The sequence below is a fragment of the Prochlorococcus sp. MIT 0604 genome (genome assembly GCF_000757845.1).
In the GTDB taxonomy this organism is placed as follows: Bacteria; Cyanobacteriota; Cyanobacteriia; order PCC-6307; family Cyanobiaceae; genus Prochlorococcus_A.
Genome location: NZ_CP007753.1, coordinates 398,949 through 420,072, shown reverse-complemented (window position 1 = coordinate 420,072; position 21,124 = coordinate 398,949). Strand labels below are relative to the sequence as shown.

At 31.5% G+C, this 21,124-nt stretch carries 23 protein-coding genes; 8 read left to right on the top strand and 15 right to left on the bottom strand.

What is annotated here, in order from left to right:
• Positions 1-3: 3 nt before the first annotated feature.
• Positions 4-2,610 (bottom strand): type I DNA topoisomerase, encoded by a 2,607-nt coding sequence (gene topA / locus EW14_RS02310; RefSeq protein ID WP_042849901.1) that lies wholly within the window; start codon positions 2,608-2,610, stop codon positions 4-6.
• A gap of 175 nt (positions 2,611-2,785) precedes the next feature.
• Here topA and EW14_RS02305 point away from each other — a divergent pair, with 175 nt between their 5' ends.
• Positions 2,786-4,306 carry an NAD(P)H-quinone oxidoreductase subunit N gene (locus EW14_RS02305; protein WP_042849899.1) on the top strand — a complete coding sequence of 507 codons (1,521 nt, stop codon included), beginning with the start codon at positions 2,786-2,788 and terminating at the stop codon, positions 4,304-4,306.
• 16 nt (positions 4,307-4,322) lie between these two features.
• Positions 4,323-5,009 (top strand): ABC transporter ATP-binding protein, encoded by a 687-nt coding sequence (locus EW14_RS02300; protein ID WP_042849898.1) that lies wholly within the window; start codon positions 4,323-4,325, stop codon positions 5,007-5,009.
• A gap of 2 nt (positions 5,010-5,011) precedes the next feature.
• Here the strand turns inward: EW14_RS02300 and EW14_RS02295 are convergent, their stop codons facing one another.
• Positions 5,012-5,761, bottom strand: a complete 750-nt coding sequence (locus EW14_RS02295) for a biotin--[acetyl-CoA-carboxylase] ligase (protein WP_042849896.1) — start codon at positions 5,759-5,761, stop codon at positions 5,012-5,014.
• A gap of 75 nt (positions 5,762-5,836) precedes the next feature.
• Between EW14_RS02295 and EW14_RS02290 the strand changes: the two genes are divergently transcribed.
• Positions 5,837-6,322 (top strand): DUF721 domain-containing protein, encoded by a 486-nt coding sequence (locus tag EW14_RS02290; RefSeq protein ID WP_225866638.1) that lies wholly within the window; start codon positions 5,837-5,839, stop codon positions 6,320-6,322.
• Positions 6,323-6,327: 5 nt separating this feature from the next.
• On the opposite strand, the gene ubiE is transcribed toward EW14_RS02290, so the two are convergent.
• A complete protein-coding gene (gene ubiE, locus EW14_RS02285; protein WP_042849895.1) occupies positions 6,328-7,029 on the bottom strand; it encodes a bifunctional demethylmenaquinone methyltransferase/2-methoxy-6-polyprenyl-1,4-benzoquinol methylase UbiE in 702 nt (233 codons plus the stop codon).
• A 45-nt stretch (positions 7,030-7,074) separates the two neighbouring features.
• A complete protein-coding gene (gene hisF / locus EW14_RS02280; protein ID WP_042849894.1) occupies positions 7,075-7,845 on the bottom strand; it encodes an imidazole glycerol phosphate synthase subunit HisF in 771 nt (256 codons plus the stop codon).
• Between the two features lie 59 nt (positions 7,846-7,904).
• Between hisF and EW14_RS02275 the strand changes: the two genes are divergently transcribed.
• From EW14_RS02275 to EW14_RS02265, 3 genes are read left to right on the top strand one after another with little or no spacing between them, the layout of a single operon-like run.
• A complete protein-coding gene (locus tag EW14_RS02275) occupies positions 7,905-8,129 on the top strand; it encodes a DUF2862 domain-containing protein (protein WP_011817940.1) in 225 nt (74 codons plus the stop codon).
• A gap of 8 nt (positions 8,130-8,137) precedes the next feature.
• Positions 8,138-9,085 (top strand): chlorophyll synthase ChlG, encoded by a 948-nt coding sequence (chlG, locus tag EW14_RS02270; protein WP_011817939.1) that lies wholly within the window; start codon positions 8,138-8,140, stop codon positions 9,083-9,085.
• Position 9,086: 1 nt separating this feature from the next.
• Positions 9,087-10,856, top strand: coding sequence for a transglycosylase domain-containing protein (locus tag EW14_RS02265; protein WP_042849893.1), 1,770 nt, complete (start codon positions 9,087-9,089; stop codon positions 10,854-10,856).
• Positions 10,857-10,865: 9 nt separating this feature from the next.
• On the opposite strand, the gene EW14_RS02260 is transcribed toward EW14_RS02265, so the two are convergent.
• The 7 genes from EW14_RS02260 to EW14_RS02235 all read right to left on the bottom strand — a co-directional run bounded on the left by EW14_RS02260 (position 10,866) and on the right by EW14_RS02235 (position 15,316).
• Positions 10,866-12,182: a 16S rRNA (cytosine(967)-C(5))-methyltransferase gene (locus tag EW14_RS02260; RefSeq protein WP_042849892.1), complete on the bottom strand. Its 1,317-nt coding sequence runs from the start codon at positions 12,180-12,182 to the stop codon at positions 10,866-10,868.
• A gap of 214 nt (positions 12,183-12,396) precedes the next feature.
• A complete protein-coding gene (locus tag EW14_RS02255) occupies positions 12,397-12,576 on the bottom strand; it encodes a hypothetical protein (RefSeq protein ID WP_042849891.1) in 180 nt (59 codons plus the stop codon).
• 105 nt (positions 12,577-12,681) lie between these two features.
• Entirely contained in the window at positions 12,682-14,172 is a 1,491-nt protein-coding gene (locus EW14_RS02250; RefSeq protein WP_042849890.1) for a cryptochrome/photolyase family protein, read from the bottom strand.
• Positions 14,169-14,300 (bottom strand): DUF2256 domain-containing protein, encoded by a 132-nt coding sequence (locus tag EW14_RS09810; RefSeq protein WP_071813202.1) that lies wholly within the window; start codon positions 14,298-14,300, stop codon positions 14,169-14,171. Before EW14_RS09810 ends, EW14_RS02250 begins: the two co-directional genes overlap by 4 nt.
• A gap of 3 nt (positions 14,301-14,303) precedes the next feature.
• Positions 14,304-14,540, bottom strand: coding sequence for a TIGR03643 family protein (locus tag EW14_RS02245; RefSeq protein WP_042849888.1), 237 nt, complete (start codon positions 14,538-14,540; stop codon positions 14,304-14,306).
• 2 nt (positions 14,541-14,542) lie between these two features.
• Positions 14,543-14,935, bottom strand: a complete 393-nt coding sequence (locus tag EW14_RS02240; protein WP_042849887.1) for a thiol-disulfide oxidoreductase DCC family protein — start codon at positions 14,933-14,935, stop codon at positions 14,543-14,545.
• A gap of 177 nt (positions 14,936-15,112) precedes the next feature.
• Positions 15,113-15,316 carry a hypothetical protein gene (locus tag EW14_RS02235; protein ID WP_025906375.1) on the bottom strand — a complete coding sequence of 68 codons (204 nt, stop codon included), beginning with the start codon at positions 15,314-15,316 and terminating at the stop codon, positions 15,113-15,115.
• A gap of 95 nt (positions 15,317-15,411) precedes the next feature.
• Here EW14_RS02235 and trmH point away from each other — a divergent pair, with 95 nt between their 5' ends.
• Entirely contained in the window at positions 15,412-16,083 is a 672-nt protein-coding gene (trmH, locus tag EW14_RS02230; protein WP_042849885.1) for a tRNA (guanosine(18)-2'-O)-methyltransferase TrmH, read from the top strand.
• 2 nt (positions 16,084-16,085) lie between these two features.
• Here trmH and EW14_RS02225 read toward each other — a convergent pair whose 3' ends face one another.
• From EW14_RS02225 to EW14_RS02215, 3 genes are all read right to left on the bottom strand, one after another.
• Positions 16,086-16,841 carry an ABC transporter permease gene (locus EW14_RS02225; protein ID WP_012007248.1) on the bottom strand — a complete coding sequence of 252 codons (756 nt, stop codon included), beginning with the start codon at positions 16,839-16,841 and terminating at the stop codon, positions 16,086-16,088.
• 169 nt (positions 16,842-17,010) lie between these two features.
• Complete coding sequence (gene lepA, locus EW14_RS02220) at positions 17,011-18,819, bottom strand: translation elongation factor 4 (protein ID WP_042849884.1); 1,809 nt, start codon at positions 18,817-18,819, stop codon at positions 17,011-17,013.
• A 55-nt stretch (positions 18,820-18,874) separates the two neighbouring features.
• Entirely contained in the window at positions 18,875-20,371 is a 1,497-nt protein-coding gene (locus EW14_RS02215; protein WP_042849883.1) for a malate:quinone oxidoreductase, read from the bottom strand.
• 70 nt (positions 20,372-20,441) lie between these two features.
• On the opposite strand from EW14_RS02215, the gene EW14_RS02210 reads away from it, so the two are divergent.
• Positions 20,442-20,687, top strand: coding sequence for a NifU family protein (locus EW14_RS02210; protein ID WP_002805305.1), 246 nt, complete (start codon positions 20,442-20,444; stop codon positions 20,685-20,687).
• Between the two features lie 22 nt (positions 20,688-20,709).
• Here EW14_RS02210 and EW14_RS02205 read toward each other — a convergent pair whose 3' ends face one another.
• Positions 20,710-20,967, bottom strand: a complete 258-nt coding sequence (locus EW14_RS02205; protein WP_011375974.1) for a hypothetical protein — start codon at positions 20,965-20,967, stop codon at positions 20,710-20,712.
• Positions 20,968-21,124: the final 157 nt, after the last annotated feature.

Sequence of the window (21,124 nt, the reverse complement as noted above, 5' to 3'; positions counted from 1 at the left end):
TTTCTAACTTTTCTTTTTCCTTGTAGTTTTTTTATTACTAATCTTTGTTTTTTTTAAAATAGAGCCTTTTTTATCTTTTAGTTTTTCTTCTAACAGAGATACTGCGTCATCTATGGTAATTTTTTCTATGTCAGTATCTTTGGCAATCGAAACATTAGTTTTGCCACATTTTAAATAGACGCCATATCTTCCATTTAATATTTGAATTTTTTCTTTGAATTCTTTCGGTTTTCCAAAGTCTTTAAGTACCTCTTGACCACCTCTCCCTATTTTTGGCATCGCAAGAATTTCTAATGCTCGTTCTATATCAACTGTAAAAACATCATCCTCTTTCTTTAAGGATCTGTTTTCAGAATCATTTTCATTTTTAATCCATTTAATGTAAGGGCCAAATCTTCCTCTATCGGCCTCAACAACACCTCCTTCAGGATGAACTCCTAGCAATCTAGGCAAACTTAAAAGTACAAGAGCCTCATCTAGAGTTAGATCATCAGTTTTCAACTCTTTGGGTAATGAAGCTCTTCTTGGTTTAGCTTTATCTTGATCATTATTTCCCAATTGTACGTAAGGTCCATAAGGGCCAAATCTTAAAAAGACTTTTTCCCCAGTTTTTGGATCAGTTCCAAGATCTGATGGGCCACTTAAAATTTGATCAACTTGCTTTATGTCTAAATCTCCAGGAGTAATATCCATTGGAAGATTACCTTTAGCCTGAATCTCGTTACCAGATTCATCAATTTTTGTACCCTCTAGCCAAGGTCCGTTAGAGCCTATTCTAACTACGCAAGGAAGATCTTCGAAATCAACTTGTCTATAAGCTTTACCATCTATATCACCCTCTGTTTTCTGAACTTTTACCTCCAAACCATTTTTACCTTTATAGAAAGTTTCGAGGTATGGTAGCCACTCAAGATTGCCTGAAGATATTTCATCCAATGAAGATTCCATTTTTGCAGTAAAAGTAGTATCTACCAGATCAGGAAAATGTTCTTCTAATAGGGCAGTAACTGCAAAAGCTGTAAATGTTGGGGCCAAAGTATTGGAAGATATATTCGCATAACCTCTATCCACTATGGTCCCAATAATGCTGGCATAGGTAGAAGGTCTTCCAATACCTTCTTTTTCAAGAACTTTAACTAATGCAGCCTCTGTATATCTTGCAGGAGGTTTAGTTTCATGAAAAGTAGATTCCTTATTAGTAACTTCAAGACATGTTCCAGTTGTTAAGTTTGGGAGAATAATTTCTTGTTGTTCGAGGGATGAACTTGGGTCATCACTTCCCTCGACATAAGCTCTGAAGAATCCTGCGAAATCAATACTTTTCCCGCTCGATTTAAATAATCCATCCCCCACGCTAATTTCAGCATTAATCATTGTTAGCCTAGCTTCCGCCATTTGACTAGCTACAGTTCTTTTCCAAATTAAATCGTAAAGTGATAAGTCTCTACCAGTTAGATTAGTTTCCTTTGGTGTTTTAAATATCTCACCTGCCGGCCTAATAGCTTCGTGTGCTTCTTGAGCATTTCTTGCAGTTGAATTAAATTGTCTTGGTGAGTTAGATAAATATTCTTTTCCATACCTAGAACTGACACATTCTCTAGCAGCTCTTGTAGCTTGTTCGGAAAGATGAACTGAATCAGTTCTCATATATGTTATGAAACCTCTCTCATATAGGCCTTGTGCACATCTCATAGTTTCTCTTGCAGACAAACGAAGCTTCCTATTTGCTTCTTGTTGCAATGTACTAGTTGTAAATGGGGGAACTGGCTTACGAGTGGATGGTTTTTTTTCAATTTTTGAGACTAACCAATCCTTTGAGGAAAAAGTCTTCAATAAATCATTTACTTTTTCTTCTCCAATTATTAAAGATTTGTTTCCTTGTTTTAATTTACCAGTTTGTTCGTCGAAATCGGAACCGTTAGAAATTCTTTGACCGTTTAAACTGAATAATTTAGTTTCGAAAGTAATATTATCTTTTACTACGGAAGCTTTAATCCCCCAGTAACTAGCTTTTTTAAAGGATCTTCTTTCTCTCTCTCTCCTGACGAGAAGTCTTACAGAAACTGATTGAACACGACCAGCAGATAGTCGGGGGGCTACCTTCTTCCAAAGTAAAGGAGATAATTCATATCCAAAAAGCCTGTCCAAGATTCTTCTTGTTTCTTGAGCCTGAACAAGTTCCATATCAATTTCTCTTGTTTGATCTAAAGCTTTATTAATTGCCTTTTTTGTAATTTCATGAAAAACCATTCTCTTAGTTGGTATTTTAGGCTTAAGTATTTGCATGAGATGCCAACTAATACTCTCTCCCTCTCTATCTTCATCAGTTGCAAGTAATAGCTGGGTCGCACCTTTCAATGCATCTTTCAACTCTTTAACAACCTTTTTCTTATCTTTTGGAACTATATAAAGTGGTTCAAAATCTTCTGTTGTATTAACTCCTATCCTTGACCATTTTTCCTTTTTAACCGCAGCAGGTATTTCAGCAGCTCCTTTAGGAAGATCTCTTACGTGTCCCATTGAAGCGAGAACTTCATAGTTAGAAGGCAAAAACTTTCTTATAGTTTTTGCTTTGGTGGGACTTTCAACAATAACGAGTGTGTGATCCAAGGTTTATTTCAAAAATTGGTGTTTTTGTTCAGTTAGGGCATATTATGATTATTTGAAGCTTTTTCAAGTAATTTCTTCTGAAAATTTCAAAAATCATACCCACAAATTATAATCAAGTTAAGATTAACTCTTAGACCCTTACAATCAAACATCTAATTTAATCCAATTTAATAAAGTGCCCAACGAAATCTTTACAATTAATTTAAATGCTCAAGCCATTATTCCAGAGGCTTTTATTTTACTAGGTATTGTTGGAACACTTCTTGTAGATTTAGCAGGAGAAAAAACAGCATCAAAATGGGCGCCAATAATTTGCTATTTATCAATTGGTAGCTCTCTTCTTAGCTTAGCCTTGCAATGGAGCAATCCGGTAGAAAGCGCATTCCTTGGATCCTTTAATTCAGATAATTTAGCAATAGCATTTAGAGCGATAATAGCTTTATCAACTTTAGTTTCTTTACTCATAAGCTGGCGTTATACAGAGCAAAGTGGAAGTCCTATTGGGGAGTTCGCAGCGATAGTTCTTTCGGCAACTCTTGGGGCAATGCTTCTGTGTGGATCTACTGACCTTATTAGTGTATTTATATCTCTTGAGACTCTTTCGGTAGCGAGCTATTTACTTTCTGGTTATCTCAAAAGAGATCCAAGAAGTTCAGAAGCAGCTTTAAAATACTTGCTTGTTGGTTCAGCTGCTGCTGCAGTCTATTTGTATGGCTCCTCTTTTCTTTATGGATTAAGTGGTTCAACAAACTTAACAACAATTGGTTTAGAGATTATCAATAAGCCTTCATTCATCACCTCTCTAGCTCTGGTATTTGTTTTATCAACTGTTGCATTTAAAATAGCTGCTGTTCCTTTTCATCAATGGACTCCTGATGTATATGAGGGATCTCCTACACCTGTAGTTGCTTTTTTATCTGTTGGTTCGAAAACAGCAGGTTTCGCATTCGCAATAAGAATATTAAGCACTACTTTCTCTTCTTTCGATGAGGAATGGAAACTTTTATTTACTATTTTGGCCATCTTGAGCATGGCTCTAGGAAATGTTGTAGCTCTAGCTCAAACCTCAATGAAAAGGATGCTAGCTTACAGTTCTATTGGACAAGCTGGATTTGTAATGATTGGAATAGTATCTGGTACACAAGATGGCTTATCAGCTGCTGTGTTGTATTTAGCCGCATATTTGTTTATGAATTTAGGTGCATTTTCATGTGTAATACTTTTCTCATTAAGAACTGGTTCTGACAGGATTCTTGATTACTCAGGACTTTACCAAAAAGACCCTCTCATTACATTAGGCTTAAGCCTTTGTCTTCTATCACTTGGAGGTTTACCTCCAATGTTAGGATTTTTTGGCAAGATATATCTGTTCTTTGCAGGTTGGGCGAATCATCAGTATCTATTAGTAATCGTTGGATTAGTAACTTCAGTTATATCCATTTATTACTACATTTCAGTAATCAAAATGATGGTGGTTAAAGAACCACAAGAAGCTTCTGAAATAGTCAAAACATATCCTGAAATTAATTGGGGAATTGTAGGATTGCCTCCCTTAAGAATTGCACTTTATACTTGCGTTGCGGTAACTGCTCTTGGAGGAATCCTCTCTAATCCTCTTTTTAAATTAGCTAACACAGCAGTTTCGGAAACTCCTTTCTTACAAGATGTTATTGCTGCAGCAAACAATATTTCCTAGAAGAATTTTTCAATAAATGTCCAAGAAAGTCGCAAGTTTAGAAAAAATATCTAAAACATATGGGAAAGATGATCTAACTGTTAAAGCCTTAGACAGCATAAATTTAGAAATTTATAAAGGTGATTATTTGGCTGTAATGGGAGCTAGTGGCTCAGGCAAAAGTACAGCTATGAATATTATTGGATGTCTAGATAGACCATCTAAAGGTGTTTATAAGTTAAATGGTATCCCTGTTGAGAATTTATCTGATGATGAGCTAGCCGAAATACGTAACCAAAAATTAGGCTTCGTTTTTCAACAATTTCATCTTCTTTCAGACGCAACTGCACTTGAAAACGTAATTTTGCCCATGATTTATGCTGGTATTGAGCCTGAGAAAAGATTATTGCGAGGGAAGAATGCCCTAAGAAAAGTTGGCCTTTCAGAAAGAATGAATAATCGCCCAAACCAATTATCCGGAGGTCAACAACAACGAGTTGCCATTGCTAGGGCTATTATCAATAACCCCGCAATTTTGTTAGCAGACGAACCTACTGGAGCACTTGATTCAAAAACCACTGAAGATGTATTAGATCTTTTTGACAAACTGCATGAATCTGGAATAACTATAGTTTTAGTTACGCATGAAGATGAAGTTGCAAACCGCGCAAAAAAAATAGCCAAATTTAAGGATGGAAGAATAGTTGAATTAAAAGTTAATTAAATTCAAAACCTTCTAATTACTTTCAGTTGACTTTCATTTTCAATTCTTAAATTCCCATTCGAATCAATATCTTTAATTTCCCATGAATCAGGACAATAACCACTTGGTAAAAAACTTTTAGTAAGAAACTTATTTGCAGATTTAATCACATATTCTTTTTTCTTATTACATTCAATTGAATCATAAAAAGCTTTAAGAACTTTAGCTGTCCAATAATGTTGATTAATATTCTTAGTTTGAAGTACTTTTGATAATGAAATACCTTCTGATGGGGTGTAATTTAAAACATTCATTCCAAGTCCTATTCTTACATAGATAATTTTTTTGCCTCTTGTTATCACTCTTGGTAAAAATCCAATCAACTTTTTTGAACCAAAAAAAATATCATTTGGCCATTTCAAACAAACATTTATATTCTCTTGTCTAAGCATTTCACATAACTTAATACCTAGAGACAAATTAAATATTTGACTTGCGAATTCTTTTGAAAATATTGGGTAAGCTGCACTTAACCAAATCCCGCCTTTTGGAGAAAACCAAGTTTTTGAATTTTGGCCAACCCCTGAGAACTGTTCTCTTGCGATTATCGCTACTGGCTGGTTTTTCTTTATTTCAGAATATTCAAGCAATTTTGTTAGCTCATTTTCGGTACTTTTACATTTTATTTTGTAATGAAGTCTCCAGGTTGGATATTGACCCTGAATTTTTTTTAAATAAAAAACTGTCTTAGCGGCAGATCCAATAACTTTCACAAATTCTTTATTAAAACAACGAGCATCTTTTTGAAGATTAGATTAACTTTAGTCTTAATAAGTAAATTTTACAAATTGGACAAAAAGTATTTGCCAATAGTGAATAGAAGGAATCCACATCCATTAAAAAATTGTCTGGATAATTTCAAAAAATCCTGTGGAGAATTAGATAAACTTTCTGAAATTAACGAAAAATGGAAGAACTTAATAGGCTTGGAACTATTTCAAGAATGCAAACCATTAAATATTGAAAAAAAAATACTTACTATTGCAGTAAATCATCCACAGTGGCGCCAAGCTTTAATCTATAACAAGCATAAATTAAAAGAAAGAATCGAGAAAATTGGAATAACTTTGAATGAAATAAAAATAATACAAAATTATGAAATTAAAAATAAAAATATCAAAGCTACTAATGCAAAGATAGTTTGGGCAAAGCATCCAAGCAGAATCCATCAAAATAATATGTGCATTTGTACTCTCTGTAATTCCCCTACTCCTGAGGGCGAAATCAAAAGATGGGGAAAGTGTTCTTTTTGTTTTAGAAAAACAAAAAACTAAATTCTTTATTTAGTTAAAATTAGTATTCCCATTTGTCCCCCCAAAATAGTCCTATATTCAGCTTTTTTAAATCCAACTTCCTTAGCAATATTTATAAGCTCATTTTTCTTTGGAAAATTACTAATACTTTTTTCAATATATGCGTACTCTGGACCTAAATTAAAAAGCCGCGAAATAGTTACTACAATTGATCTCAAATAAATTTTCTGAAAAATATTGGATAAAGAATTTCTTGTTGAGTGATTAAAATCCAAAAATCCCGCCCTTCCCTTATCCCTCAAAAGATAAAAAACTTTTTTTATTCCTTCTTCAACATTATTCAAGTTTCTTAGTCCATATGACATGCAAATCCCATCATAATTTTTTGAATAATCATTAATTTCTAATACATCTTTAATTTCCCACTTAATAAATTTATTTTTTTTAAGCTCTGATTTTTTCTTTGCAATATTTAAAATATCCTCTGCACTGTCAATCCCAGTAATTGAACCACTTGGACTAACTCTCTCAGAAATTAAGAATGCTAAATCACCAGTTCCACAACATAAATCAGCCCAATCTTCACCATTTAAAGGTTCCAATAAATTAACTAATTTCCTTTTCCACAATCTGTGCAGCCCAAAACTTAATAGATTATTTAAAAAGTCATATTTATAAGAAATTTTATTAAATATATTTTTGACTTCGATAGTTTTTGTGAATTTCATTTTTAAATTTTAAACTTATTTCTTTTTGGGATTAAATTAGTTTTTTTATTCATATGGCCTAATTGGAAGTTTTTTTTCGAGGAGGAAAGTTTTTATTTCTTTTAAAGTAAGTTTCTTATCATGAAGTAATGATGCTAAAAGTGCTGCTGATGCTCTGCTTTCTTTGAAAACATCATAGATATCTTCTAGAGAGCCTGCCCCTCCGGAAGCAATTACTGGGATATCAACAATATTTGCAACAGATTCTGTCAAATCCAAATCATATCCATTCTGTGTTCCATCACCATCCATTGAAGTAAGCAATATTTCCCCCGCGCCTAATTCCTCAACTTTCTTTGCCCAACTTAATACATCTATACCAGTATTTTCTCTCCCTCCTTTTACATATACCTCCCACTCACCGACCTTATTAACTTTTCTTCGAGCATCAATTGCTATAACGATGCATTGAGTACCAAATTTTTTAGAACTTTCAGAAATTAAATCAGGATTTCTTACAGCTGAGGAATTCAAGCTCACTTTGTCCGCTCCAGCTCTTAAAAGATCATTAATTGAAGAAACAGAATCTATTCCTCCACCCACTGTAAATGGTATTTTTACTGATTTTGCGGTCCTAGAGACAAGGTCAACTAATGTATTTCTATTTTCTACACTAGCTCTAATATCTAAGAATACTAATTCATCTGCACCCTCATCAGAATACCTACAAGCCAATTCAACAGGATCGCCTGAGTCTCTCAAGTTAACAAAATTTACACCTTTAACCACTCTGCCATGGGCGACATCTAAACAAGGAATTAAACGAAGAGCTACCATTTTAGTAAAAATTGTCCAAATGCTGTTAATCTTGCATAATAGCTTCCATTTTACCTCTTATGGCTGAAACAAAATTATTACCCAAAATAGGTAGTAAAATCAAAATTAACATTAACAAAGTAAAAGATAGACTACCAGCTAAATTAATCGATCAAATATCATCGAGTCCTAAAGCCGTAATAACAGGCTATAAAATGACAGACGGCAGAAGTATTGGAATCACAGCAAAATTTCAGAATGGTGAGCAAAATTGGTTTTTCCCAGAAGAAATTGAGAAAGGTTAAAGAGTAAAGTGAATGATCCAAAACAACTATTAGGAATTAAGGGCGCCTCTGAAACATCAAGTATATGGAAACTCCGTATACAGTTAATGAAACCCATAACGTGGATCCCTTTGATATGGGGAGTAATTTGTGGCGCAGCTGCAAGTGGGAATTTTGAATGGACATTTAGTAATGTTCTAGCTTCATTAGCATGTATGTTGATGAGTGGACCGCTTCTGGCTGGTTATACCCAAACCATAAATGATTTTTTTGATAAAGAAATTGATGCAATTAATGAACCAAATAGACCAATTCCTTCTGGGAAAATTTCAATTAAAGATGTAAAAATACAAATCTGGGTATTACTTATAGCGGGTTTAATAGTTGCTTTTCTATTAGATTTATATGCTAAGCACAGCTTCCCCTCCGTCTTACTTTTGGCATTAGGAGGTTCCTTTGTTAGTTATATATATTCTGCTCCACCACTCAAATTAAAACAGAATGGTTGGCTTGGAAATTATGCATTAGGAGCATCTTATATAGCTTTACCTTGGTGGGCAGGACAAGCCTTGTTTGGGAAATTAACAATCGTGACTGCGATACTAACACTTGCTTATAGCCTCTCAGGACTTGGAATTGCTGTTATTAATGATTTCAAAAGTGTTGAAGGAGACTCAAAGCTAGGCTTGAATTCTCTTCCAGTAGTATTTGGAATTAAAAATGCAAGTAGAATAAGTGCAGGACTGATTGATATTTTTCAATTAGCAATGGTTGTAGTATTAGTCATTATTGGGCAACATTTAGCATCTGTAATTTTGGTTTTATTGGTAATTCCACAAATTACATTTCAAGATATGTGGTTACTAAGAGATCCTCTAAAGTTTGATGTCAAATATCAAGCAAGTGCTCAACCGTTCCTTATTACTGGAATGTTAGTTACAGCTTTAGCGATAGGACATAGTTTTTTAGTTGCTTAAGGTGCAAAAGATTAAATTCAAATCTTTTGTTTTAATAATTCCAATATTAATTTTTTCTGGAATATCTTTTTATTTTTTTAGTCTAATATTTAGTACCTTAAAATTTGACGTTTCTAAAAATAAAAAGTCTCGGGAAAGCAAATATTCTTACGTAATATTCTCTTCTGATAATAAGATATTAAGCAAATTAAGCCGCAAATTTGAAATAGATAATAGTTATCATAAAATTCCATTTTTGCTTAAACATTCTTTTATATCTTCTGAGGATAAAAGATTTTATAAACATAATGGAATAGATTTAAAAAGTATTTCACGTGCCCTTATTCAAAATATTAGAAGTGGTTATGTTAAAGAGGGAGGAAGTACAATTACACAACAAGTTGCTAGATTACTTTTTCTAAATAATGATTTAAGTTTTCAAAGAAAAATCAAGGAAATATTTATATCACTCATACTTGAATTTAGATATAACAAAAATCAAATTTTAAAATTATATTTAAATAATATTTATCTAGGATCAGGAGCATACGGGGTAGACGAAGCTGCACAAGTTTATTTTGGAAAATTTATAGAAGAATTGACATTATCAGAGATCGCATTAATTGCAGGATTAGCTCCAGCTCCATCAATTTATTCACCTTATCAAAATTTAGAACTAGCTACTAAAAATAGAAATAAAGTTCTTGAATCAATGTATGTTGATGGATATATTTCCCTTGCAAATAAGAATAAGTCTATTAAAGAAAAAATAAAGTTAAATTATCAAACAGCTGATAATTTTTTAGATGATAAATTACTAATAAATTTTATTCTTCAGGAAACAGATAAAAAAATTGGAAGTAAAAATGATTATAAGTTTTTAAGAATTAAATCTTCTATCAACAAAGATTGGCAAGAAAAGGGTCAAAAAATATCAAGATATTCAGGGCCTAAAGAACTTGAATTTGTTCTGTTATCTATCGAATCAAACACAGGACTAATCAGGACAATGATAACCAGCAAAAATCCATCAATTAATGAATACAATAGAGTGATTTCATCTGTAAGACCTTTAGGTTCTACTTTTAAAATAATCCCTTATGCTGCTGCATTAATAGAAGGAATAAAATTAAGCGATAAATTTGAAGACTTACCAATATGCTGGGAAAGTTATTGCCCAAAAAATTTTTCAGAAGACTATAGAGGTTCAATATCTTTGATTGAATCATTTAAAAGTTCATCAAATATCGTTCCAATATCAATAACAAAAAAAATCGGCTTAAAAAATATTATTAATTTAGCGCATTCATTTGGACTAGGTTACGAGCAAGAGTTTGAGGAATTCCCATCATTAGCTATTGGCGCCTATGGAGATAATCTTTTAAACATCACAAATGCATATTCTGCAATAAACAATAATGGGAAGATTCAAAGCCCTGAAATCATAGAAAAAATAGAATCATTTAAAAAACAACCCATTTGGGAAAATAAATCTATTTCCAAGAAAATATTAGATTTAAATATAAACAAGAAAATAAATAAACTTCTTGAAAAATCTGTAAAAGAAGGCACTTCAAAAGCAGCCTCTATAAAAGGAAAGAAAATTTTTGGGAAAACAGGAACATCTGATGGAAATAAAGATCTCTGGTTTATTGGTTCCATTGATAACCTTACAACAGGGATCTGGATAGGTTACGACGATAATAAGGAATCTGAATTATCTAGTGGGAACGCAGCTTATTTATGGAAGAAGTTCATATCTGAAATTTATAAAATTCCAATTAAAAAATAAATTATATTTTTAAGATTTATAAGAAATTATTGCAGAATAAAATCCATCACCAGGATAATCCAAGCTAGGTAAAATTTGCTTTTGGCTAACCAATTTTAAAGTTTTGTTTTTTTCAATAAATCTTTCAATTAATAGATTATTTTCATCGGGACAAATAGTACAAGTTGAATAAACTAAAGTGCCATCTTTTTTCAAAAGAGGGAAAATACTCTCCAAAAGTTTTTCCTGTAATAAAGTTAAAGATTTTATTTTTTCTTTACTTAAAGACCATCTAGAATCTGGATTCCTGGAAAGGGTTCCAATGCCTGAACATGGAGCATCTAATAAAATCTTATCAAAATAAGATATAAACTTAGGATTTAATTCAATCAAACTCGTAGCATCAGCCTTAAGGGTATTAACAGATTTCAAATTTAACCTTTCTAAATTTGATTGCAGTATTTTCAATCTTTTTGCTGATCTATCTACGGCAATGATTTCAGCACTATCATTTGTTAATTCTGCAAGGTGGGTAGACTTACTTCCTGGAGCTGCACAAGCATCTAAAATCTTTTCTCCTTCTTTGGGATTTAAAAGAGGTGCTATCCACTGAGAAGATCTATCTTGAATTGTCCAAAGTCCATCACTATACCCTGGTAAATTTTTTATAGATCTTGGATTAGATTTTAAAGTAATTCCATTATGTAAATCATTAATAATTTCAGCATCAATATTATTTTCATGAAGTACTTTTAAAAAGTTATCTAAATTAGTTTTTAATTGGTTAATTCTCAAATCAATTGATGGTTTTTTATTAAATGCCTTAATGATATTTTCACCCTCGCTATTGCCGACCCATTTATAAAGATCCTTCACAAGCCATAATGGAAATGATTCAAGATATGAAATTCTTTCTTTTCTATCAGAAGATAATTCCGGAAAGATTTTTTGTTCTAATTTTCTTGATGCATTTCTCAATATCGCATTAACAGTTCCCGCTAAACCATTTAAATCTGTTTTTTTAGCTACTTCTACAGTGGTAGAAATAGCAGCAGGAAATGGAATTTTATCCATTTTCAATAGTTGATACAAACCAATATGTAGAAGCCATCTTAACTTTGGAGGCTGCTTTTTATGAGTAATTTTTGATGTATGATCCGTCCAAAGATCAAGAAATTTTCTATACCTTATGCATCCAAAAGATAATTCCGTAATAAAAGCTATATCAAGAGGATTAAATTGATAATTTTTTAAAACCTTTTCAAGAGCATGATCAGAAAAATCACCAGAACTAACTTTTAATAAAATTTCCCAAGCTGCCTTTCTTTGTAAATATCCTATGCTCAAAATATAATTAATTTTTTAAATATAACTTTAATATACAAAAAATTCAAAAATTTAAACTACTTTTTCAATTGCAGAATTAAACCAAATAAAACCTAAGATAGAAATAAGTGAAAGATTAAATCCTAAAAAAAGAAAGATATTTAAAGAATGAATTCTTTCTCGAAAAAATATTTTTTTCTCTTTTTGATACTTCATTATTAAAATAAAAACTTATTCAGGATTTCAAACGGCAACCAATATTGTTAGATCCTGCATCAAGCATTCTGCCTAATTTAATTGCTATGGATTCCTCCAGCCTAGTGAAATTAGATTGATGGGTAGTTATCCAATCTAATTCAGAAAAAGTGATGATTCCCGTCGAATTACTTTTTAAAAAAAGTGTTCCAATTTCCATTAGATAAATCTAATTTTATTTAAGCTAACATGCGTACTTAATATTTCTTCATAACATAATATTCTTTTAATTTTTCAAAGAAAACTGTAGGTTATTACTCTTAATTTATTGAATATCTCTTAAAAATTTATCGGCCGTTTTTAAGTGATTATTTAATTTTTCCTCTGACATTTTATCGAGATTTCTCGTTAACATTGCCAGACGATATTGCTTTCTAAAAAAGCTTTCATTATCATTAATAAATTTCCAAAATAAGCCATCCCATATTTCACACCATGGGCCACTTTTGAAATTAGACATTTTCTTTACATAATTAGAGCTTGATATATATGGCTTTGTTGAAAAGATACCTCCATCACTAAACTGACTCATTCCGTAAACATTTGGGACCATAACCCAATCATAGGAATCAATAAACATTTCCATAAACCATTTATAAACTTGGTTGGGGTGAATTCTACATAGAAGCATAAAGTTGCCAACAATCATTAGCCGCTCAATATGATGACAATAACCAAATTTAATAATATTTTTTATAACAACGTCTACTGGTTCAATTCCTGTATTTCCTTGATAAAAAGATTTTGGAATTGGTTTATCTTCAAAATTCCAAAAATTACTATTTCGCATCTTTGTTCCGTACTTTTTATAGACAAGGCAAATAAATTCTCTCCATCCAATAATTTGACGAATAAAGCCCTCTAAAGAGTTAATAGGAACATTATTATTTTTTGCAAAAAGTAATGCTTTATTTACTACTACATCTGGGGTTAATAAGCCGCTATTTAAAAGAGGAGAAAGTAAACTGTGCCATAAAAAAGAATTTTCTTTAGAAATAGCATCCTCATAATCTCCAAATAAGAAAAATCTATGTTTAAAAAAATCATTTAACCATGCATCTGCCTCTTCAAAATTAGTTGGATATAAAAAGTTGTTACTTTCTCCAATAAACTCAATATCAAAATTTGCTAATGACCTTTCTGCATTAACTACAAATTTATTTTTTTGTAATTTAGGTGTATCGGGTATATTTATTTTTTTTGGCAATTTTTTTCTGTTCATTTCATCGAAACTCCATTTACCACCTTCAGGTGTATCATCAGGATTAACTAATATCTTTTGGCTCTTTCTTTGATTCTCATAAAATCTCCCCATAAGAGGTTTTTTTGTATTTGATGCAAATAAATCTTTTAAATCTTCACTGCTCATAAACATAGGAGAAGGCAAAATATTTAAAGCTAAATTATTACTTTCAACAAAATTATTAATCCTCTTCATTATTAAAAAATCATGAGGGTCAATGAGATTTATTTTCTGATATTTATTTTTAATAAGTTCCGATAAGTGATCAACTGTAGAAACATTATTCTTGTTTTCGATATATAAAACTTTAAAGCCAGATATTTCTAAATAATTTTTATAAGCGAGCATAGATGCTCTATGAAAAACTAACTTATTTTTATGGTTAATTAATTTATGAAATTTATCATTTCCAAAAAATAATGAGTCTTCTAAAATCAAAACTTCACAATTTATTTTTAAGATTGGGCTTTCTCTAAAAAGTTGATTGGGGAAAATAATTGATATTTGTTTCATCTTTGCGACTTCCTGTTACTGCATCTTTTTGAACAGTAGATAACATCATCCCAACAGTTTTTCCATTTTTTACGCCACTCAAATGGCCTATTACAAACAGGACAAGTTTTAGTGGAAAGATTTTTCAAAATTTATAATTTTCTTTTATGAGTAGATTTAAATCTAGTTGAATCTTTAAGGGCCATATGTTTTGTATTTCTTCCCGAAACTCTCTTTCTCCAGACTTTGAAAGATTTGGATTTAAGATTTTGACGCATAATTTTTATCGCATCTTCCTCTTTTAAACCAAATTGATACTCGATAGCTTCAAAGGGTGTTCTATCTTCCCAACACATTTCTATTATTCTGTCTATATCGATACTTTCCATATTTATTGTTCACATTGTGAGGTACAAAGTTTTTCAATATCGGATCTACCTGTAATTTGAAGTCTATATTTTGCCCAATATCTGTAAACCAATCTCAATAATGGAGATAAGAGCTTAATCTTCAAGGGATAATAAACCCAACCTAAACCAACTAATTCATAAGAATATGCAAGTACATCTAGTCCCCTAATAATTTCACCATTTTCAATAATCCCATGCAGGTTTGACATAGCTTCTGAATATGAGATGTCATTAAAAAGACTTTGATCATAATCCTTACTATTAATATCTATAAATGCAATTTGATTTAAGGTATCTCTTTTTTTAAGAAAATTTGTTTCTCTCAAACAAAGTGGACAACCACCATCGAATAAAAATGTTAATTTATTTTTCATATTTTTATTCAAATATAGAAATTAAATAACTTTTTTGTGGAATAAAAATTTTTTTTTAGAGTACAAGCTTTATAAAGCCTTAATAATTGCCAGTTCTAATTTAGTGAAATTATATTATCTTATTAATTAATAAGCCATTGATTAAGGGATACATCAATGGTTTTAAACTATTTATGATCAGTCATCTAGAAGATGAACTCCTTCTCCTACGTCAGGAATAAATTTACAATATTTTTCAAAAATAAGTCCAACACCTCTCATTTTTTCTCCTAATTCATCGTTAAATTTATTCCATTCTTCCGATTCACGATCAGGTAAATCCCACCCTTGTTTTTCTACCATACTTGTTATTACTGTATAGTCCCATTCTATGTATGCCATTGATTTAACCTAACTACCAAAATATTATAAACCAAGAGATTTAATAGGTAATCAATATTTTTTGAATATAATTTAAAAGTGTGAAAAGATTATAAATGTCAATTTTGCCAAGAAGATTTGAACGAATCAAAAGCGTTTTAGATTGCAGAATGAAAAACTTGACTGTTTTAGTTGAGGATGTCAATAAACCACATAATTTATCTGCGATATTAAGGACATGTGATGCGGCAGGAGTTTTCGAAGCAAATTTTATTAGCAAAACTAATGCCGTTAAGACTTTTAATAGTACTGCACAAGGAAGTCAAAAATGGGTAAAACTGAATAATCATGAAAACACTATCACGGCAATATCTGATTTAAAGAATAAGGGTTTTATGTTATATGGAACGACTCTTAATAGTGAATCAGTAGATTATAGAAATTTTGATTATTCTCAAGATACATGTTTTGTTTTAGGAGCAGAAAAATGGGGACTAAGTAATGAACTTATATCAATGGTTGATCAATCAATTTTTATACCTATGAGAGGTATGGTTCAATCTCTGAATGTTTCAGTTGCTGCTTCTATATTATTATTTGAAGCTATTCGCCAAAGAAAAAACAAAGGTATATTGCCCGCTAATGGAGAAGGTTTAAATATGGATGAATATCAAAAAACACTTTTTGAATGGTGTTACCCAGAATTAGCTGCGGTGTATAAAAAATCAGCTAAAGAATATCCAAAGTTGAATGATCAAGGAGAACTTGATCGTATTACAGATAACTAAATTTATTCAGAATTTTGACTATCAAAAATTTCTTCAAGGTCCTCTCCTATAAAAGAAAGACCTAAAACTAAAAAAAACATTGCCAAACCTGGGAACAAAGCCGTCCACCAAATACCTGTAGGTAAAGCGGCAAGAGCCAGATTTAAATCACTTCCCCACTCTGGGACATCTGCAGGAACACCAAGACCTAAAAATCCTAAACTTCCTAATACCAAAACAGCATCTGCAGCATTTAGGGTAAGCAAAATAGGCAATGGTGTTATTACATTTGGGAGAATATATTTAAAAATAATTTTTTTAACATCAGCTCCTGCGACTTGAGCTGCCTCCACATAAGTTTCGGATTTAACCAATATTGTCTGATTTCTGATTAATCTAAAATATTGAGGAGAGTAAACAATACACAATGCCAAAGCCGCGTTAAGGATACCCTTACCCAATACAAAAGCCACAACAACTGAAAGCAAAATTACAGGTATTGAAAAAATAGTATCCATTATTAGTGATAAGCATTTATCAAAAAAACCACCAAAATATCCACTTAATAATCCCAATGGCAACCCCAAACTTAATGAAAAAAGAATAGCTAAGAACACAACTTCTATCGCTAATGATGATCCTTGCAAAGTTCTTAAGCAAACATCTCTTCCTAATCTATCTGTGCCACAAAAATGATTAAGAGAAGGAGGGGCAAAGATATCATTGCTTAACATTGAAAATGAATAGCCAAAAAAATTATTGGCCTCTAAAAATTTCATTATAAAAACAACAAGAAGATAAAAAAGTACAATTAAAAATCCAGCTTTTCTGATATTTGCGCCGACACGATTAGATGAGTTGATATCCAAAATCTTTTTTTAAAGATATAAATGAAATATACCCAATTCTTTTAAAAATAAATAGCTGTAAATTTTAAATTAAAAGAAATTACTGGTTTAATTTCAAGACTGCCATAAAAGCTTCTTGAGGGACTTCAACTTTACCCATTGCCTTCATCCTCTTTTTACCTTTGGCTTGTTTCTTTAAAAGTTTCTTTTTCCTAGAAATATCCCCTCCATAACATTTAGATAAAACATCTTTTCGCAAAGCACTTATGCTTTCACTTGCAATAATCCTGCTACCGATTGATGCTTGAATAGGTATTTTAAATTGTTGTTTTGGAATAAGTTCTTTTAATTTCTCAACTAAACTTCTGCCGATTCCATAAGCCTTATCTTTATGAACAATAGAAGTTAATGGATCTGCTCTTTCTGAATTTATTAGAACATCTAATCTAACAAGGTCATTTTTTCTATAACCAATCAAATGATATTCCATTGATGCATAACCTTGGGTTCTACTTTTCATTTGATCAAAGAAATCTGTAACAACTTCTGCTAATGGAATTTCATAAATCAAGGTAACTCGATCTGTTGTTATGTATTTCATATCTATAAATACTCCCCTTCTTTCCTGACATAAACCCATTAATGTTCCATTAAATTCATTGGGAGCATAAATTTCCATTTTCACATAAGGCTCTTCTATTGATTCTCTAAGTTGTGGATCAGGAATTGTAGAAGGATTATCAATAAAAATATATTCCTGCTGATTTAAATTAACTTTATAAATAACTGATGGTGCCGTTACGATCAGATCCAAGTCATATTCTCTTTCTAATCTTTCTTGAACAATCTCCATATGTAGAAGTCCTAGGAATCCGCACCTAAATCCGAAGCCCATTGCGCTACTGGTTTCGGGCTCATATTTTAAAGCTGCATCAGATAATTGTAATTTTTCAAGTGATACTCTTAAATCTGGGAATTGATCAGCATCAGTCGGGAATAAGCCGCAAAAAACCATAGGATTTGCTGTCTTATATCCAGGCAAAGGATCATTGGCAGGTGAATTTAAAAGAGTAATCGTATCTCCCACTCTCGCATCAGCAACTGATTTTATAGAAGCAGCTAAATAACCAACTTCTCCTGCATGTAATTCATCAACTTGCTGCTGATCAGGCGCCATTATTCCTATCTCATCTAGTTCATAATTTTTCTTACTTGCCATTAATAATATTTTTTCTCTCTTATTTAGAGACCCAGATATCACCCTGAAATAAACAATAACTCCCCTGTACGGATCATAATAAGAATCAAAAATCAGTGCCTTTGTAGGTAATTTAATTTCATCTTGAGGAGGAGGTACTCTTCTTACGATTGCTTCCAAAATATCTTTAATACCAACTCCAGTTTTTGCTGAACAATTTATTGCATTAGATGTATCAAGTCCAATAATTTCCTCTATTTCTTGTTTTATTTTTTGAGCATCAGCCCCTGGTAAATCAACTTTATTTAAAACAGGAATTATTTCAAGATTATTTTCTAAGGCAAGATAAACATTAGCTAAGGTTTGAGCTTCTACTCCTTGACTTGCATCAACAACAAGTAAGGCTCCTTCACAAGCTTGAAGAGATCTACTAACTTCATAAGAGAAATCAACATGCCCTGGAGTATCTATTAAGTTCAAAACATACTCTTGGGAATCGTCAGCCTTATATTTCATCCTAGCGGCCTGTAACTTGATAGTAATTCCTCTCTCTCTTTCAAGATCCATACTATCCAAAAATTGTTCTTGCATATCCCTTTGCTGCACAGTACCAGTATCTTGAAGCAACCTATCTGCAAGGGTAGATTTACCATGGTCAATATGAGCGATTATGCAGAAATTTCTAATTTTTGAAACCGATATATCAGTCATATAGAAAGAAAAATTCTCCTCTTATTACATCTTGATTAATATTAGCTAATTAGAATTATGGATGGAAACCAAAAATGGAATTATTTCTTTTTTTAATTTCTTTTATGAAGGTACTGTAATTTTTAGAGACTGATAGTTCTGGATAAATTAAGTCATTTATTTTTTTCTGAAGATTATGCTTATCGCTTAAAAATAAAACAGATTTTTTTAGAACCTCAACCATAATTGAAACCGCAGTACTTGCTCCAGGAGAGGCTCCCAACAAAGCAGATAATGAACCATCAGATGAATTTACAATCTCAGTTCCAAATTTCAAAGAGCCACCACCTTCAGTTTTTTTAATTATTTGGACTCTTTGACCAGCATTCTTTAAATACCAATCAGAAGGATTAGCTGATGGCATCATATTCTTTAGATTCTCAACTCTTGAGTTATGGTTATTTAATGATTGTAATATTAGGTAATTAATTAAATCGTTGTTCTTGAAACCAACGTCTAACATAGAAAAAATATTATTCTTTTTAATTGAACTAAATAAGTCAAAGTATGAACTTTGTTTTAGAAATTTCGTTGTAAATCCAGCAAAAGGTCCATATAAGAGAAGTTTTTTATTATCAATCCATCTAGTGTCTAAATGAGGCACAGACATTGGTGGCGATCCAATATCAGCTTTACCATAAACTTTTGAGTTATGTTTTTCTGTTAGATCTTTTTTCTCGCAAATAAGCCATTTACCACTAACAGGAAATCCACCATAACTTTTTGCTTCTGGAATTTTTGATTTTTGTAAATAACTAATTGTTTTTCCACCAGCACCAAGAAAAACGTAGCCAGTTCTAATTGAAGTTTTTCTACCTTCAGAACTGATTTCTAGTTCCCATTGTTTTTTATCAATTTTATTTAAATCTACTAATTCTGTTTTGTATCTAATTTCAACATTTTTGTTTAAGGAAACTAATGACAAATACTCTTTAGTTAAAGCCTCAAAATTAATATCAGTTCCTCTACCTATTCTGGTAGCAGCAATTTCAGCAGATGGATTTCTATCTTTTGTTATTAGAGGAGCCCATGATGAAATTTCATCAAAAGATGTAGAAAATTCCATATCGATAAATTCAGGATTTTCGGTCATTTTCTGAAATCTTTTTTTTAAAAAAGAAATATTATCCTGACCAGACACAAAGCTAATATGAGGAATAAATTTTAGAAACTTCTTAATATCAATTTTCCCTGCTTCATACAATGAGGCCCATAAAGACATGGATGTTTCAAAAGAACGATTTATTGAGAGAGCTTTATCTATTTTTAGATTTCCTTTTTCATCTAAAGGGGTATAGTTTAATTCGCAATTAGCCGCATGTCCTGTACCTGCATTGTTAAAAGCGCCAGTACTTTCACTTCCTGGAGCATTTAATTTTTCTATAATAAGAAATTTTATATCTGGTAAAACTTCTGAAATTAGGAGGGCTAAAGTACTACTCATTATCCCTGCTCCTACTAAGACTGCATCAAAGTAGCTATTGTCATTAGTGGGATTTTTAGATGAAGTCACAACAGAAAATTATCTTTTTTGCAATTAATCAGATTTCTTTCTAGGCTTATTATAAAGTTAATCCAAAATTATGAGTACTGAAACACTCTCGCTGACAAATGAAAATGTAGAAAAAGTCCTTGACGAGCTAAGACCTTTTTTAATTTCTGATGGAGGTAATGTAGAGATTGCAGAAATAGATGGTCCAATTGTCAAAGTCAGACTTCAGGGAGCATGTGGTAGTTGCCCTAGTAGCACTATGACTCTCAAAATGGGTATTGAAAGAAAGTTAAAAGAAATGATTCCTGAAATAAGCGAAGTTGTCCAAGTTTTATAGAAATTTTTAACTTAAATATATATTATTTAGTTTTTAATTCCTTCAACAAAGATGATTCCATATCAAGGCAATCAATTGGAAGTCCTTGACCAATAGCGATTAAAAGAGGTGCTAGTATTCCTAAAGTAAAAACTAAATTTGATTGGCTTACATCATATTTACTCAAAGTAAAAGTTATCAAATAAATAATTGAAAAATAAGCATGTAGTGAAAAAAATTCTTTTGGCTTTAACACTGGCCACCTTAAAGTATTTCCCAAGAAATATAAAAAACCTGTCATAAATAAATAGTTACATGAAGATTAAACCAAATATAAACATAAACCTTTTTAGAGACTATTTATAAAAAAATTTACCTAAGATAATAATTAAAAAAACATTAAAACTTCGTTTCTATTTGTAAAAGCTAGACATGCAGCTAAAAATACGCTTATAATA